This is a genomic window from Acinetobacter sp. CIP 101934 (assembly GCF_000369585.1).
Lineage (GTDB): Bacteria > Pseudomonadota > Gammaproteobacteria > Pseudomonadales > Moraxellaceae > Acinetobacter > Acinetobacter schindleri.
Genome location: NZ_KB850094.1, coordinates 2,734,991 through 2,751,050, shown reverse-complemented (window position 1 = coordinate 2,751,050; position 16,060 = coordinate 2,734,991). Strand labels below are relative to the sequence as shown.

The 16,060-nt window shown below is 43.2% G+C and carries 12 protein-coding genes, 2 tRNA genes and 3 rRNA genes (1 of these 17 only partly in view); 10 read left to right on the top strand and 7 right to left on the bottom strand.

Going from position 1 to position 16,060, the window contains the following annotated elements; translation table 11 throughout:
- The 6 genes from F899_RS15475 to F899_RS13285 all read left to right on the top strand — a co-directional run.
- A 16S ribosomal RNA gene (locus tag F899_RS15475) occupies positions 1-1,134 on the top strand (it extends 1,301 nt beyond the left edge of the window).
- A 61-nt stretch (positions 1,135-1,195) separates the two neighbouring features.
- A tRNA-Ile gene (locus F899_RS13305) sits at positions 1,196-1,272 on the top strand.
- A 68-nt stretch (positions 1,273-1,340) separates the two neighbouring features.
- Positions 1,341-1,416: transfer RNA gene (locus F899_RS13300), tRNA-Ala, on the top strand.
- A gap of 450 nt (positions 1,417-1,866) precedes the next feature.
- Positions 1,867-4,760: ribosomal RNA gene (locus tag F899_RS13295) — 23S ribosomal RNA — on the top strand.
- Positions 4,761-4,972: 212 nt separating this feature from the next.
- Positions 4,973-5,087: ribosomal RNA gene (rrf, locus tag F899_RS13290) — 5S ribosomal RNA — on the top strand.
- The 16S, 23S and 5S rRNA genes sit together here with 2 tRNA genes alongside, the layout of an rRNA operon.
- A gap of 149 nt (positions 5,088-5,236) precedes the next feature.
- Positions 5,237-6,853, top strand: a complete 1,617-nt coding sequence (locus F899_RS13285; RefSeq protein WP_004815997.1) for a Na/Pi cotransporter family protein — start codon at positions 5,237-5,239, stop codon at positions 6,851-6,853.
- Here F899_RS13285 and F899_RS13280 read toward each other — a convergent pair.
- From F899_RS13280 to F899_RS13265, 4 genes are all read right to left on the bottom strand, one after another.
- A complete protein-coding gene (locus tag F899_RS13280) occupies positions 6,816-8,198 on the bottom strand; it encodes a dihydrolipoyl dehydrogenase (RefSeq protein ID WP_004815998.1) in 1,383 nt (460 codons plus the stop codon). The genes F899_RS13285 and F899_RS13280 overlap by 38 nt on opposite strands.
- A gap of 82 nt (positions 8,199-8,280) precedes the next feature.
- Positions 8,281-9,459 (bottom strand): hypothetical protein, encoded by a 1,179-nt coding sequence (locus F899_RS13275; protein ID WP_005223296.1) that lies wholly within the window; start codon positions 9,457-9,459, stop codon positions 8,281-8,283.
- A gap of 205 nt (positions 9,460-9,664) precedes the next feature.
- Positions 9,665-10,087 carry a protein tyrosine phosphatase family protein gene (locus F899_RS13270; protein ID WP_034434112.1) on the bottom strand — a complete coding sequence of 141 codons (423 nt, stop codon included), beginning with the start codon at positions 10,085-10,087 and terminating at the stop codon, positions 9,665-9,667.
- Positions 10,080-10,415, bottom strand: a complete 336-nt coding sequence (locus F899_RS13265; protein ID WP_005223291.1) for a protein tyrosine phosphatase family protein — start codon at positions 10,413-10,415, stop codon at positions 10,080-10,082. The genes F899_RS13270 and F899_RS13265 overlap by 8 nt, the downstream gene beginning before the upstream one ends.
- Before the next feature lie 124 nt (positions 10,416-10,539).
- On the opposite strand from F899_RS13265, the gene F899_RS13260 reads away from it, so the two are divergent.
- The 3 genes from F899_RS13260 (at position 10,540) to F899_RS13250 (ending at position 12,314) form a co-directional block, all read left to right on the top strand.
- A complete protein-coding gene (locus tag F899_RS13260) occupies positions 10,540-11,436 on the top strand; it encodes an alpha/beta hydrolase (RefSeq protein WP_005223289.1) in 897 nt (298 codons plus the stop codon).
- Positions 11,437-11,868 carry a thioredoxin TrxC gene (gene trxC / locus F899_RS13255; protein WP_005223287.1) on the top strand — a complete coding sequence of 144 codons (432 nt, stop codon included), beginning with the start codon at positions 11,437-11,439 and terminating at the stop codon, positions 11,866-11,868.
- 74 nt (positions 11,869-11,942) lie between these two features.
- Positions 11,943-12,314, top strand: coding sequence for an acyl-CoA thioesterase (locus tag F899_RS13250; protein WP_218954330.1), 372 nt, complete (start codon positions 11,943-11,945; stop codon positions 12,312-12,314).
- A 203-nt stretch (positions 12,315-12,517) separates the two neighbouring features.
- Here F899_RS13250 and F899_RS13245 read toward each other — a convergent pair whose 3' ends face one another.
- Both F899_RS13245 and F899_RS13240 read right to left on the bottom strand, forming a co-directional pair.
- Positions 12,518-13,030 (bottom strand): DUF4442 domain-containing protein, encoded by a 513-nt coding sequence (locus F899_RS13245; protein ID WP_005223282.1) that lies wholly within the window; start codon positions 13,028-13,030, stop codon positions 12,518-12,520.
- Between the two features lie 27 nt (positions 13,031-13,057).
- On the bottom strand, positions 13,058-13,546 hold the full coding sequence (locus F899_RS13240) for a YajQ family cyclic di-GMP-binding protein (RefSeq protein ID WP_004816006.1): 489 nt from the start codon (positions 13,544-13,546) through the stop codon (positions 13,058-13,060).
- 91 nt (positions 13,547-13,637) lie between these two features.
- Between F899_RS13240 and F899_RS13235 the strand changes: the two genes are divergently transcribed.
- On the top strand, positions 13,638-13,952 hold the full coding sequence (locus tag F899_RS13235; protein ID WP_004816007.1) for a rhodanese-like domain-containing protein: 315 nt from the start codon (positions 13,638-13,640) through the stop codon (positions 13,950-13,952).
- 179 nt (positions 13,953-14,131) lie between these two features.
- Here F899_RS13235 and F899_RS13230 read toward each other — a convergent pair whose 3' ends face one another.
- Positions 14,132-16,030, bottom strand: a complete 1,899-nt coding sequence (locus F899_RS13230) for a bifunctional tRNA (5-methylaminomethyl-2-thiouridine)(34)-methyltransferase MnmD/FAD-dependent 5-carboxymethylaminomethyl-2-thiouridine(34) oxidoreductase MnmC (protein ID WP_005223281.1) — start codon at positions 16,028-16,030, stop codon at positions 14,132-14,134.
- Positions 16,031-16,060: the final 30 nt, after the last annotated feature.

The following is a 16,060-nucleotide window of genomic DNA, read 5'->3' as shown; positions in this document are numbered from 1 at the left end:
AAGAAGGCCTTTTGGTTGTAAAGCACTTTAAGCGAGGAGGAGGCTCCTTTAGTTAATACCTAAAGTGAGTGGACGTTACTCGCAGAATAAGCACCGGCTAACTCTGTGCCAGCAGCCGCGGTAATACAGAGGGTGCGAGCGTTAATCGGATTTACTGGGCGTAAAGCGTGCGTAGGCGGCTTTTTAAGTCGGATGTGAAATCCCTGAGCTTAACTTAGGAATTGCATTCGATACTGGAAAGCTAGAGTATGGGAGAGGATGATAGAATTCCAGGTGTAGCGGTGAAATGCGTAGAGATCTGGAGGAATACCGATGGCGAAGGCAGCCATCTGGCCTAATACTGACGCTGAGGTACGAAAGCATGGGGAGCAAACAGGATTAGATACCCTGGTAGTCCATGCCGTAAACGATGTCTACTAGCCGTTGGGGCCTTTGAGGCTTTAGTGGCGCAGCTAACGCGATAAGTAGACCGCCTGGGGAGTACGGTCGCAAGACTAAAACTCAAATGAATTGACGGGGGCCCGCACAAGCGGTGGAGCATGTGGTTTAATTCGATGCAACGCGAAGAACCTTACCTGGCCTTGACATACTAAGAACTTTCCAGAGATGGATTGGTGCCTTCGGGAACTTAGATACAGGTGCTGCATGGCTGTCGTCAGCTCGTGTCGTGAGATGTTGGGTTAAGTCCCGCAACGAGCGCAACCCTTTTCCTTATTTGCCAGCGGGTAATGCCGGGAACTTTAAGGATACTGCCAGTGACAAACTGGAGGAAGGCGGGGACGACGTCAAGTCATCATGGCCCTTACGGCCAGGGCTACACACGTGCTACAATGGTCGGTACAAAGGGTTGCTACCTCGCGAGAGGATGCTAATCTCAAAAAGCCGATCGTAGTCCGGATCGCAGTCTGCAACTCGACTGCGTGAAGTCGGAATCGCTAGTAATCGCGGATCAGAATGCCGCGGTGAATACGTTCCCGGGCCTTGTACACACCGCCCGTCACACCATGGGAGTTTGTTGCACCAGAAGTAGGTAGTCTAACCGCAAGGAGGACGCTTACCACGGTGTGGCAGATGACTGGGGTGAAGTCGTAACAAGGTAGCCGTAGGGGAACCTGCGGCTGGATCACCTCCTTAACGAAAGATTGACGATTGGTAAGAATCCACAACAAGTTGTTCTTCATGACGATGTATCTGAGGGTCTGTAGCTCAGTTGGTTAGAGCACACGCTTGATAAGCGTGGGGTCACAAGTTCAAGTCTTGTCAGACCCACCACTACTGACGAAGCAAGCAATTGCAGAGTAAAACAGAAGATCAGAACATTGAATCCTATATGATAAGCTGGGGACTTAGCTTAGTTGGTAGAGCGCCTGCTTTGCACGCAGGAGGTCAGGAGTTCGACTCTCCTAGTCTCCACCAAATTTCAAGACAAGAAAAGCATGCTTTTCCTTGAAATTTAAGCAAGAAGCTACGCTTCGCGCAGTTGAAAGACTACGTAGTAAGCAAACGAACTGATAGCTTATAGAGCTTAGTGATTAAGTTGCGTATAATGCGCGGCATTGTTATTAAGCTCTGTGATTTATCACAGTTGACTGTAATCCGACGAGGATACAGTGAATCATTAACAGAATATATTTGAGTTGAAATAATTTGTTCAAACTCGTTTTAAACAACCTAACAAGCAATTGTGAAAGTTGGATGAAATGAGTTCTAGCGATTAAACTGAATCAAGCGTTTTGGTATATGAATCTAATTGAAGCTGTACGGTGCTTAAATGCACAAGACGCCAACTGTATGAGAGTGATGATTTATCATCATGATCTGTTGCTAACCTAACTTGTAAAGGTTAACGACTGTTTGGGGTTGTATAGTCAAGTAATTAAGTGCATGTGGTGGATGCCTTGGCAGTCAGAGGCGAAGAAAGACGTGATAGCCTGCGAAAAGCTCCGGGGAGGCGGCAAATATCCTGTGATCCGGAGATGTCTGAATGGGGAAACCCACCTGGTATAAGCCAGGTATCGTATGATGAATACATAGTCATACGAGGCGAACGGAGGGAAGTGAAACATCTCAGTACCTCTAGGAAAAGAAATCAATTGAGATTCCCTCAGTAGCGGCGAGCGAACGGGGAACAGCCCATTAAGTCATATCAGTTTTAGTGGAATGCTCTGGGAAGTGCAACCATAGTGGGTGATAGTCCTGTACACGAAAGGGCTGATATGATGATGTCGAGTAGGGCGAGGCACGTGAAACCTTGTCTGAATATGGGGGGACCATCCTCCAAGGCTAAATACTCCTGACTGACCGATAGTGAACCAGTACCGTGAGGGAAAGGCGAAAAGAACCCCTGTGAGGGGAGTGAAATAGATCCTGAAACCGCATGCATACAAGCAGTGGGAGCCACGTCAAGTGGTGACTGCGTACCTTTTGTATAATGGGTCAGCGACTTATATTCAGTAGCAAGGTTAACCGTATAGGGGAGCCGTAGGGAAACCGAGTCTTAATAGGGCGTTTAGTTGCTGGGTATAGACCCGAAACCGGGTGATCTATCCATGAGCAGGTTGAAGGTTAGGTAACACTGACTGGAGGACCGAACCCACTGTCGTTGAAAAGCCAGGGGATGACTTGTGGATAGGGGTGAAAGGCTAATCAAACTCGGTGATAGCTGGTTCTCCCCGAAAGCTATTTAGGTAGCGCCTCGGACGAATACCATTGGGGGTAGAGCACTGTTTCGGCTAGGGGGTCATCCCGACTTACCAAACCGATGCAAACTCCGAATACCAATGAGTACTATCCGGGAGACAGACTGCGGGTGCTAACGTCCGTAGTCAAGAGGAAAACAATCCAGACCGCCAGCTAAGGCCCCTAAATTATAGTTAAGTGGGAAACGATGTGGGAAGGCATAGACAGCTAGGAGGTTGGCTTAGAAGCAGCCACCCTTTAAAGAAAGCGTAATAGCTCACTAGTCGAGTCGGCCTGCGCGGAAGATGTAACGGGGCTAAAACTATATGCCGAAGCTGCGGATTTACACATTAGTGTAAGTGGTAGGGGAGCGTTCTGTAAGCCGATGAAGGTGGATTGAGAAGTCTGCTGGAGGTATCAGAAGTGCGAATGCTGACGTGAGTAACGACAAAGCGGGTGAAAAACCCGCTCGCTGAAAGACCAAGGGTTCCAGTCCAACGTTAATCGGGGCTGGGTGAGTCGACCCCTAAGGCGAGGCCGAGAGGCGTAGTCGATGGGAAATTGGTTAATATTCCAATACTTCTGTTTAATGCGATGAGAGGACGGAGAAGGTTAAGTCAGCCTGGCGTTGGTTGTCCAGGTGGAAGGTTGTAGGCATGTATCTTAGGCAAATCCGGGGTACTCTATGCTGAGAACTGATAGCAAGCTGTACTTGTACAGTGAAGTGGCTGATACCATACTTCCAGGAAAAGTCTCTAAGCTTCAGTTAAACAGGAATCGTACCCGAAACCGACACAGGTGGTCAGGTCGAGTAGACCAAAGCGCTTGAGAGAACTCTGCTGAAGGAACTAGGCAAAATGGTACCGTAACTTCGGGAGAAGGTACGCTGCCGGTGGTGATAGGACTTGCTCCTTGAGCTGTTGGCAGCCTCAGAAACCAGGCCCCTGCAACTGTTTATTAAAAACATAGCACTCTGCAAACACGAAAGTGGACGTATAGGGTGTGATGCCTGCCCGGTGCTGGAAGGTTAATTGATGTGGTTAGCGCAAGCGAAGCTATTGATCGAAGCCCCAGTAAACGGCGGCCGTAACTATAACGGTCCTAAGGTAGCGAAATTCCTTGTCGGGTAAGTTCCGACCTGCACGAATGGCATAATGATGGGGGCGCTGTCTCCAGCAGAGGCTCAGTGAAATCGAAATCGCCGTGAAGATGCGGTGTACCCGCGGCTAGACGGAAAGACCCCGTGAACCTTTACTGCAGCTTGACATTGAACTTTGATCTTACTTGTGTAGGATAGGTGGGAGGCTTTGAAGTGGCGACGCTAGTTGCCATGGAGCCGTCCTTGAAATACCACCCTGGTAATATTGAGGTTCTAACTCTGTCCCGTTATCCGGGACGAGGACCATGTCTGGTGGGTAGTTTGACTGGGGCGGTCTCCTCCTAAAGAGTAACGGAGGAGTACGAAGGTGCGCTCAGCGTGGTCGGAAATCACGCGTAGAGTATAAAGGCAAAAGCGCGCTTAACTGCGAGACCCACAAGTCGAGCAGGTACGAAAGTAGGTCTTAGTGATCCGGTGGTTCTGTATGGAAGGGCCATCGCTCAACGGATAAAAGGTACTCTGGGGATAACAGGCTGATACCGCCCAAGAGTTCATATCGACGGCGGTGTTTGGCACCTCGATGTCGGCTCATCTCATCCTGGGGCTGAAGCAGGTCCCAAGGGTATGGCTGTTCGCCATTTAAAGAGGTACGCGAGCTGGGTTTAGAACGTCGTGAGACAGTTCGGTCCCTATCTACCGTGGGCGCTGGAAATTTGAGAGGATCTGCTCCTAGTACGAGAGGACCAGAGTGGACGAACCTCTGGTGTACCGGTTGTGACGCCAGTCGCATCGCCGGGTAGCTATGTTCGGAAGGGATAACCGCTGAAAGCATCTAAGCGGGAAGCCTACCTCAAGATAAGATTTCCCTGTGACTTTATGTCACCTAAAGAGCCGTTGAAGACTACGACGTTGATAGGTTGGATGTGGAAGCATAGCGATATGTGAAGCTGACCAATACTAATTGCTCGTGAGGCTTGACTATACAACACCCAAACAGTTGTTGTACGAACTGCGCAAGCAGTGAGCAGAGATTGATTCATTAAAGACCAAACGGTCTTGAAATACTTGATTCAGCTAACGCTAGAACATACAATTCGACTCAGATATAAGCTGTTAATAACTCATTTGGCACGAAGTAAGGCATACACTGCAAAAGCAGTTAAATAAGACCCGAACAAGTCCATAAACAGTTGTGCTGGCGACCATAGCAAGAGTGAACCACCTGATCCCTTCCCGAACTCAGAAGTGAAACCTCTTAGCGCTGATGGTAGTGTGGGGTTTCCCATGTGAGAGTAAGTCATCGCCAGCTCATTATTCTAAACACCCCCTTCAATAGAAGGGGGTGTTTTTTTATGCGTGGGAAAAATAGGTGGGTTTAAAGTATTTGATAGGCTTGGTTTAGTTTCAGCTATCGTATATAAATTATTAAAACTTAAAAAATTATAAAAAGGGATAAGTGTGTTTGATGTATTTGCACAACTTTGTGGTGGAATAGGTTTATTCCTGCTCGGCATGACCTTGATGACCGACGGCCTGAAGGATATTGCAGGTGAATCTCTGAGACAATGGTTAGGTAGATTTACGGGTTCTCCTTTAAAAGCGATGAGCTCAGGTATTATCTTTACCTTGATTGTGCAGTCTTCAACAGCGACAACACTTGCTACTATTGGTTTTGTAAGTGCAGGAATACTAACTTTTGCTCAATCTGTTGGCGTGATTATCGGTGCAAATATTGGTACCACTAGTACTGGCTGGATGGTAGCACTGCTTGGTGTCAAATTCTCGATTGGAAAATTCGCTTTACCCTTAATTGCAGCGGGTGCATTACTCAAGATCTTAGCTCAGGGTCGGCTGGCTTTGACTGGGCTTGTAATTGCGGGATTTGGTCTGATTTTCTTTGGAATTGAGTTATTGCAGGTGGCAATGTCTAGCCTGGCAAATCGTATAGATCTTTCTATATTTAGCACCCAAAACTTTTTCTCAAAATTATTATTAGTTTTGATTGGCTTGGTGATGACGGTAATTTTACAGTCATCTAGTGCTGCAATTACGACGACAATTACTGCATTGGCAAGCCAGATTATTCAGCTAGAACAGGCACTTTTGCTGGTTATTGGTCAAAATATTGGTACTGTAGCTACGGCAGTCTTGGCGGCAATTGGGGCGAATAGCAATGCACAAAGAACGGCTGCAGTACATGTGATTTTTAATCTGAGCAGTGCAACTTTTGCCTTCCTGGTATTAATTCCACTTTTTCTCTGGTTATCCCACCAAGGTCACTTGCTGGCTTCTTGGGATTCTGTAGTAATTGTTGCAGCTTTTCATACGGCATTTAGTTTATGTGGGGCTGTATTATTAATGCCTTTCATCGAACAGTTTAAGCATTTTTTGACTTGGCTCATTCCTACTGATGAGGACAGTTTAATTCAGTCTCTGGATGAGTCGAGTCTTTCAGTACCCGCAGTCGCAGTTGCGAATGCTGAACATGTCATTGATCAGACGATATGGCAACAATATGGTTGGTTTATTGCAGCATTTAAAGATGGGCAGATGGTTGCAGCCAATCAACTTAAACAACAAGATCAACTTATTGTGAAGCTCAAACAATATTTAGCTCAAATTACCGTGTCTGAAAATACCGAAGAGCAAGCACATTTATTGGCCTTACTCAGGAAAGTGGTCTATCTCAATGTATTCCGTAGTGATCTTGAACAATTATCCTATAGTTTGGATATACGGACTCAGCCTGCTTTATATCAGGTTATATTGGATTTTGTTGAAATTTTTGATAATTATTGGAAGGAAGCTTCAGATTTAAAGGATTATGATAAAACTTGCATGTTACAAAATGAACTGATTCTGCTGGAACAATGGACGAAACAACATCATGCTGAACTTCGTGAAAAGATTAATCAGTATGCTTCTAGCAATCAATTGAGTGCTGCCAGAACCTTGGAATTACTTGCAGCACATCGCTGGCTGGATCGGTTTATTTCCCATAGCCAGCGCTTTGTAAATGTATTAAGTGAAAATGAACTCAGTACTGATCAGCTAACTGACGACGCGCATGTTTGAGTGCAGTACGTAAGCCCTCTTCTAGAGTTGGATGATAGAATGGTTTTTCTAGGATCTGATCAATTGTCACTCCTTCACCAATTAACCAGGCAAGAAGATGAGCTAGATGTTCTGCCTGTGCACAAAATAGTTCTGCACCCAAAAGTTTACGCGTAGACCTGTCTACATATATTTCAGCACCACCCATATTGGTAGCTTCCACCCGCGCTCGGCCCTGTCTTTCATAAGAAATAAAACCTGTAGCGAAATCAGTTTTTGCTTTTTGTAATTGCTGATAATTTTTTCCAATAATAGCCATTTCAGGCTGACTGAACACAATCGCCAAAGGGGTAAGTTTTGGAATTGCTTGTATATCTGGATAATTTAGGCAATTTTTGACGATTTTTTTACCTGCATATGCAGCTTCATGCTGAATTGGAGCATCAGGAGCTGCATCACCAATAATAAAAATTGGATAGTTAGCTAACTGTTTTGTAGAAAGATCAATTGGAAGATTTTTGATGTCTGTATATGAGGGATCAATTTTTTTCAGTTCGAGTTGATCAAGGTTGCTGCTTCTTCCAGTTGCAGTTAATACATAGTCAACCTCTAAATTTTCTGGTTGATCATTTTGCTTAAATTTTATCTGGACTTGATCACCTTGTCGGATCATTTCATCAGGAACAGTTTTAAATTTAATCTCAAGTTCTGAACTGAGTTGCTGTTGAGCAAGTTCCTGAAGCACTGGACTTGTAAGAGAACCGACTTTTTGACTACGGGCAAATACAGTGGTCTTGACTCCTAAGCGTTGCATGGCTTGAGCAAGCTCAATGGCAATCACTCCGCTACCAATCACTGCCAGTGACTCAGGTAGGGTAGGAAGCTCAAACACTTCATTAGAGCTAAGCAGTCGATTACCAAGTACTTCTTTTTGTTTTGAATCGATATTTGGTCGTGAGCCTACAGCCAAAATAAAACTTTTAGCTTGATAATATTGTCCATCTACTTCTACGGTTTGGGCATCTACAAATTTGGCATGACCTGAAATTTTATGTTTTGGATTCCATTGATTGACTTCTTTAAGGGTGGCTTGAGTAAAGAAATCACGTAATTCACGAACACGTGACATGACATTGGTCGGGGTAACTTCACTATCAATATTTAAAGCTAAATCATGTGCATGCTGAATCAGGTGCATACGATTGGCTGAAGCAATTAAAACTTTACTTGGCATACATCCGACGCGTGCACAGGTCGTATCCCAAGGACCAGCATTAATGATCAGAATATTATCCGTATGTTTGATTGCTTCTTTGTAGGCTGTAATGCCTGCTGTGCCTGCGCCAATGATGATAAGATCGTACATGATAATTAAGTTTTTAATAAAATTTGAATTTACTATACAAAAAAACCCTCTACAAAGAGGGTTTACTTGCAATTATTTACACTTAGAACTTTAAGCCACTTGGTCGGGTAAGGGCAGTGCTTATTGTTCCATTATTATTTATAGATTCACCTTCGTAGGTAATTCCATTGAATATATGCTTGAATTTTAATTTCGTTCCATTCAATGCTTTTTTAAATGTGAAAATATTGGTGCCTTCTAGGAAAATTGAGCCAGTAAAACTTTGAGCATTATTATTCGGACTCTCATTTTCTATTCTTGTGCCAGAAATAGAACTAACATTTGGTAAATTTAATGTTTGCATGCCTGTTGTTCCAATTCGATAAGTTGCTAATGCTGTAGCATCACCTGGAACCGAATTAATAGTGAAATTAACAGGTTCTGCATCAGGGGTCTGGGGATTGTCATTAATTAATACATCAAATCCTGAGTTATTCTGTAATACATATAACTCTCCATCTGTTGAAGTTGGATCTTTATAAATACTTAGGGCACCTTTAGTTTCTGTGGTTTGATCTTGATACGTTAATGTGACTTGATAATTACCATCAGTTTCATTCATTGATACAATACGTAACTGATCTTCCTGAATAATTCCCCAAGATTGTTTATAAGGATAACCAAATACACCTGTAACCCAAATATCATTATATTTTTTGTCAGCATTGCGATTATCAAAAATGATAATCATTGTTTTACCAGTAAAATGATCAATTTGTTCTTCGGATAATTTCATTCCATCAATTTCATTATCGTTAACATCGAAATCCCAATTAGTATATTTATTAGGGTTTACTAAATTTAAAACTCTTCTTATTTCAGAATCACCAAATAAAATATAGCAACCAGTATTGGCATATGTGCCTGAATCCATACATTTTTCACGATAGAAAAAATTATTATGATTTTGATCAAAGGCTTTTTTAGTGTCTATAGCTAATTGTAGTGGACCTTGAGCAAAAGTATCTAAAGCATGATCGATATAGCCTTTAGCTGTAGTGGCATCTGTGGCATCATAATTACCAAATAAAAATTGACCTTCCTGTTTTAGTGCATTCAGGGTAAGCTGAGCTTCATCTAAGTCAGTAGAAGGCGTAGTTGGGGGAGGAGTATTCCCGCTATTATTTGATTGGTCATTATAATAACCATCACTTCCCCCTCCGCCACACGCAACCAATAAGCTAGATAAAGTCATCGCTAAAGTCGTTTTAATAAGTTTCATGTTTACCCCAAAAAAATAAATTTTTGAAAAAAAGTTTTGTTATATTGTTCAAAGATTAACATACATAAAAAATGGCGCAAAGAGCGCCATTTATATTTTATTGGGAAATTATAGTGCTGTTCCCACACTCACACCCACCGTTGGTCGAACATTCATCGAACTACAACCAGCAAAACTTAAACTTAAGCAAATGATCAATAAAACTTTATTCATAAATTAATCCTTGGTCCTTCGCCTTGTAATACAAGGCAGCAGAGCGTGTACCACTACGGCAAACCATTAAAATGGGTTTAGGTAAGTCATTATAGTATTTGGAAAATTCTTCAATGTTCTGTTGTGTAATTTTTCCACTACTCACTGGCTGATAAATTACACTGGCATGATGGCGCTCTGCGATAGTACGAAGCTGAATAACCGATACTTCATTACCTATTTCCTGATCTGGACGATTGACAATGACAGACTTAAAACCCTGTTTCATTAATTCTTGAAACTTAATGCTGTTCATTTGTCCAGCTACACTCACTGTAGGAGTTAATGGCCGGCTTAATTCTACAGAAAAACTGAGTGTAGCAAAGCTTAGACCGAGTCCAAGCATTGCACATTTCCAGAAGAAGGAATTAGTCATCCAATAAATCCATCTGTTTCGCAATTTGGTACAGGTTATTAGAACGGTTACCAGTACGGCAGAACATCAATAACGGTTTTGGCAGTTCGTTATAGTGATTGGCAAAAGTACGGACATCGAGTTCAGTGATCTGACCTGCAACTACAGGTTGATGCACATAATCCAGACCTGCTGCACGAGCAGCTTCTTCAACTTGTGCACTGGTTGGCTGATCCGAACCACCTTCCATATCCGGGCGGTTATTGATAATGGATTTAAAGCCTTTCTCAACTACCTGTGCGATATGTTCTGGACCAATTTGACCTGCAAAGCCTACATTTTCACTCATGATGTCACTCCATCATTTCATTTATAAAGATATGCTTTATGATAGCATTAAGCTTAAAAATGAGCAGAAAGATCTGAAATTTTTATAAACGAATACAACCATAAAATAACGCAACGGAGCGCGTATGCATGTATATACAGTTGAACCACTGTATGTCAAAAGCGGTCAAGATGTCATTGCTGCCGATTTTTATCGCCCCAAGAATATACAAAAACCAGCAGTCATTTTAATGGCACATGGTTTGGCTGCCTTACGTCATTTTGAACTGGTCAAATATGCCCAACGTTTTGCAGCAGCGGGTTATGCCGTCATTTTGTTTGATTATCGCTACTGGGGTGGAAGTACCGGACGACCACGAGAACTGGTTTCAATTAAAGCCCAGCTTGAAGACTGGCGAACTATGATTGCTCACGTTAAAGCACGTAAATCCGTGGATGCTAAACGTATTGTACTCTGGGGAACGAGTTTGAGTGGCGGATATGTACTAACACTTGCCGCAGAATCCAAAGATGTACAGGCCATTATGGTCCAAGTCCCATTTGTGGATGGTGCTGAAAGTGCCAAGTTGTATCCTTTACAGCAGCTGCCTAAAGCGCTGAAAATTTCCAGTCAAGATTATATGGGCTCTAAAGTCAGGATGACGCCACGAACTTTACCCGTCGTGGCCCAGAATGAACTTTGTTTCTTGCCAACACCCGATAGCTACGAAGGTTATCTGTCAATTGTTCATCCAGACCATTACTGGAGCGGAGAAATACCAGCCCGGGTATTCTTTAAACTGATCCGCTATCGACCGATTCAGGATGTGCGCAAAATTACAGTACCGGTTCTGTTTATCGCTGCGCAACAGGATAGCCTGATTCCGATTGAGTCTAGCCGTGAAACGGTAACCAATATCGCACCATTTGCCCAATATCATGAGTGGAATATGCGACATTTCGATATATATCATGGTGAATGGTTTGAAAAAGCAATTTCGACCCAATTAGAATTCTTACATCAATATATTGGAGTTCGTTAGATGATCATTGTATGTCCGTCATGTCAGGCCAAAAACCGTGTGCCTGAAGATAAACTCACCGCGAGTCCTGCATGTGGCCAGTGTCATCAGGGCCTGATTCCACTTGCGCCGATTGAACTGAATGAACAGAATTTTAGCCAGTTCGTGACTGGTAGTGATTTACCGATTCTGATCGATCTCTGGGCGGACTGGTGTGGGCCGTGCAAGATGATGGCTCCGCATTTTGCAACGGTAGCGCAGCAGTATCCAAATGTGGTATTTGCCAAAATTGATACGGAAGCGAACCCAAGACTCAGTGCTGCATTTAATGTTCGTAGTATTCCGACACTGGTTTTAATGAATAAAACTGATGAAATTGCTAGAATAAGTGGTGCACTCAGAGCACCACAGCTACAACAGTGGCTGGATCAGCATTTGAATGCCAAATCTTAATACCCAGGCCTGGAGTTAACGTGTCAGATTCTCATGTACAACCAGAGGGAATTCTTTCCCTACAGACGATTGCAATGCCAGCAGATACCAACTGGAGCGGTGACGTATTCGGTGGATGGATTGTTTCACAAATGGACTTGGCCGGTGCAATTCACGCAGAACGTTTTTCTAAGGGACGTTGTGCGACAATTTCGATTAATCAGATGACTTTTCTGGTGCCAGTAAAAGTCGGTGATGTGATCAGCTGTTATACCAAGATTCTGAAGGTAGGGAATACCTCGATTCAAATGCAAATTGAAGTATGGGACAGTCACGATGATTCCCGTCCCCCTGTACGTGTTACTGAAGGGGTATTTACCTTTGTTGCCGTGGATGTCAAAGGCAATAAGCGCCTGATTCCGGATGAAGCAAAACAAAAGTTCATTGATGCTCAACAAGCGAATTGATGAATGCAAAAACCAGACGATATGTCTGGTTTTTTATTTTTGAAAAATTAAATCATAAAATCTTGATTTTAAAACTTGTCCTGATTTTAAAGCTAAAGATCAAATCACTATTAAGCTCAGAAGAGTATGGTAGTCATCATCTCTATAAATAATAAGAATGCTTTAACTCGATCCCAATTTAATTAGTACAGATTATTAAAATATTAAGAAGCAACTCTATTTTTAAGTTGCGATTTTGCGATCCAGGCCCAGAGCATTTCACACTGAATCGGTGCTTCGCCAGATTCATCTGTTATGACGACCTGCACCAATGTTTCGCCTTTATCTGTATTTTGCATCAATTGCTGCTGTTCAGCAGTCAGAGTGGCTACAGCACGCATTGCCCCTTGGGTAGGACGTTTATAATCAATTTTGATACTTTTGATGAGGACGACTGCAGAATCAGGCACGTTCATTGCGGTGACAAATCCCGTGGCTGTTTCTGCAAGCAGTGCCATGGCACAGGCATGAACCTGACCAATATGGTTCTGCATAGCCTTATGATTGGCCATGCTGACCATGACCTGATCATGACTCACCTGTTCATAGCGAATTCGGGCAGAACCGACCATCGGCACCACACGTCCAAAGGTTTTACTCAGCAGTGCAGTACGAATGCCTTGAGGAAGTCGTGAACTTGCTTTTACCAGTTTGGAGAGTCGATTGCTTTTGGCCATGGTTCTATTATCCGAAAATAGACTGTCTTAGTCTTTAAAGTTGTTGAACTGTAAAGGCACACCAAATTGCTGTTCTTTGAGGAATGCCATAATTTGTTGCAAAGTATCGCGTTTTTTATCGGTCACACGAATCTTGTCGCCTTGGATAGAAGACTGCGCTTTAATGCCACTTTCTTTAATGGCTTTATTAATTTTTTTTGCGGTATCTGAGTCAAGACCGTCTTTCAGTTTAATCACCTGGATATAATTTTTACCTGAAGGTGCACCTTTTTGTGGATCAAGCGCCTGAATATCTACTTTACGTTTAAAGAAGTGATTTTCTAACATGCTATAAACTTGTTCACACTGGAAATCACTTTCAGTCTTGATTTTGATTTCTTTATTTTTTTCGTTCAGCTCGATTGAAACGTCCTGACCACGGAAGTCAAAACGGGTCGCAATTTCTTTTTGCGTGTTTTGAACTGCATGGTTTACTTCAAAAATTTCTAATTCAGAAACAATATCGAAAGAAGGCATAGTTTAGACCTTTACAAATGGAAAGAATATCTGAGATGCTAGGGATGTTTTCTTCATTTGCCAAGTGTTGTTTACATCAAAGGAGTGCGCAATGATCCGTAAACAAGAAATTACAACATTTGAGTTCCCAGAAGGTGCCGTAATCTGGGATGTACGTGATTCTAATGCTTTTGCTGAAGCACATATTAAGGGCGCGGTAAACCAGCCCATTAACGATCTTTCAGCAGATAGCCTTACTCAAGTGTCCACGGATCAGCCGATTTATATCCTGTGTGGTGGAGGGAGTAAAGCCCCTCGTGCTGCTGAAAAATTAGAGGGTTTTGACAGCTCTCGTGAATATGTCATCCTGATGGGGGGTACACGTGCTGCCCGTGATGCAGGCTTGCCGCTGGAACAGGGTGCCTGATTAAGCTTTAAAAAAGAAAAAAGCGCCGTCAGGCGCTTTTTTCTTAGCTAAATTTCTTCAATGGTCCCCTTTGAAAAAGGTGAGCCATATATGGCGCAAGAGGGGTTAAATTCTTTCTATAAACCCCTCCCTTACGGAACAGTGTTCCTCACCCTTTAATAAAGGAAGGGGCTTTAACACTAAGGTTTAAAATAAGGCTTTTTGGTTTTGATTTTCTTTTCAAAGCGTTTGACATCCAGTTTCTTCACTAGATTTGTGGATGCAGGACAAGCTTCTCCTAGAATCTGTGCAGCCAAAATTTCACTACACAATGGAGCAAATAGAAAGCCTTTGGAACCTAAGCCAGCCAGACTATAGATTTCCTGATCTGATTTGAGTTTTCCAAGCAAGGGGAAATAATCTTTGCTCTGGGCACGAACCGAAGCACGACCTTGCCATTCACTGACATCAGCCAAACTCTGTGCATACTCTGGAAATACTGAATGGATCAGTTCACGGTTATGGATATGATCTTCTTCCAGTATCTCAGTATCGTTACGATTCAGGCAGAATGAAGCACCGAGCAGCAAATGCTGTTCATCAAACTGGATACAGTAACCGCCGTAGCTATAGGCAATATTCGGATTGAGTGGTTGATCGCTATTTTTGAGCCAACTGACCTGTCCACGAATGGGTTTCAGTTCAGGATGCTCTTCAAGCAGCTGTGGCGTATTTAATGCGGTACAGACGATGACATGATCAAACTGGCCGAGTGAGCTATCACCATCAAATAATTCTGGACATGAGTGTGGTTCAATTCGGCTAATTTGGGCCTGGATATAGTGAATATTACTATGTTGCAGGATTTCATCACGCAACTGATAAGGCGATACAGCTCCCGCCTGTAACAACGACAATGCTGGATATTTCGCTGTTAAAGACTGCTGATTTTGATCTGGAACTTCTAGAATACCATCAGGATACTCATCAGCCAGAGCCAACAGGTTTTCTGGATTTTTCAATGCCAGCTGCTGAACCTGAATCGCGCGAAAGGCTTTAAACTGTGCATAATGATTTAGGGCGTGTTGCCAAGCCTGGGTCATTAAATGTTCAGCGCTTTGTGCAATCGGTGACAGTTTCGGATTGAGTAGCGCTAATGGATTACCAGAACCACCGGAAAGTGGTGCTGTTTGATCGAATAGGCTGACTTGATGACCACGTAGAGCAAAAGCCCAGGCTATACTTAAACCGGCAATACCAGCACCAATGACTGCGATCTGACGTGCCTGACATTTCAACTCTTTATTGAGCGAAGTTTTTTTTTGAGTATGATGTTCAGGAATTGCTGTTACTGGCTGTGCAAATTCAGGCGGATTCCAGATGGCTTTCAGCATTTCACGTTTATGACCAAAGCCACGTGGACGTGAAATCGAAATACCATGATTTCTAAGACCGCGTTTCAGTATACCTGCGACACTAAAAGAGGCAAAGGTGGTGCCATAATCCGAGAGTCGAACAATATTGTTCAGGACATTCTCTTCCCACATATCCGGATTGCAGGAAGGCGCAAAACCGTCCAGGAACCAGGCATTTACTGGCGCAGTTTTTTCAATGACTGGAAAGACATCATGTGCATCACCTAGCCATAAATCCACAGAAAAACGTTCTTCAGGAAAACTGAGGCGATGACAGCCAGCGATTGGGAGTGGATATTGGGAAATTAGCTGATCTGCAAGGGGTTTTAGTTCCGGCCAAGCATTTAAAGCACGAATCAGATCATCTTTTGATAGAGGAAATTTTTCTACTGAAATGGCATGCAGATGGCTCTGGTTATCTGGACGAACCTGTTGCCACAGTTGCCATAAGGCCAGAATATTGAGTCCTGTACCAAAGCCCGTTTCCCCTACACAAAAATATTCAAAAGGTTTGAGATCCGCGAGCCGGGTACCGAGATCATTACCATTTAAAAACACATGGCGTGTTTCAAGCAGACCATTGTCCTTGGAAAAATAAACATCACCGAACTGTTTGGAAACTGGCACGTCAATGCCATCTACCAACTGCCAATCGAGATCGGCAGTTTGAATTGCATGAGACAAAACGGATACAACCTTGAATACGTCAGGAGA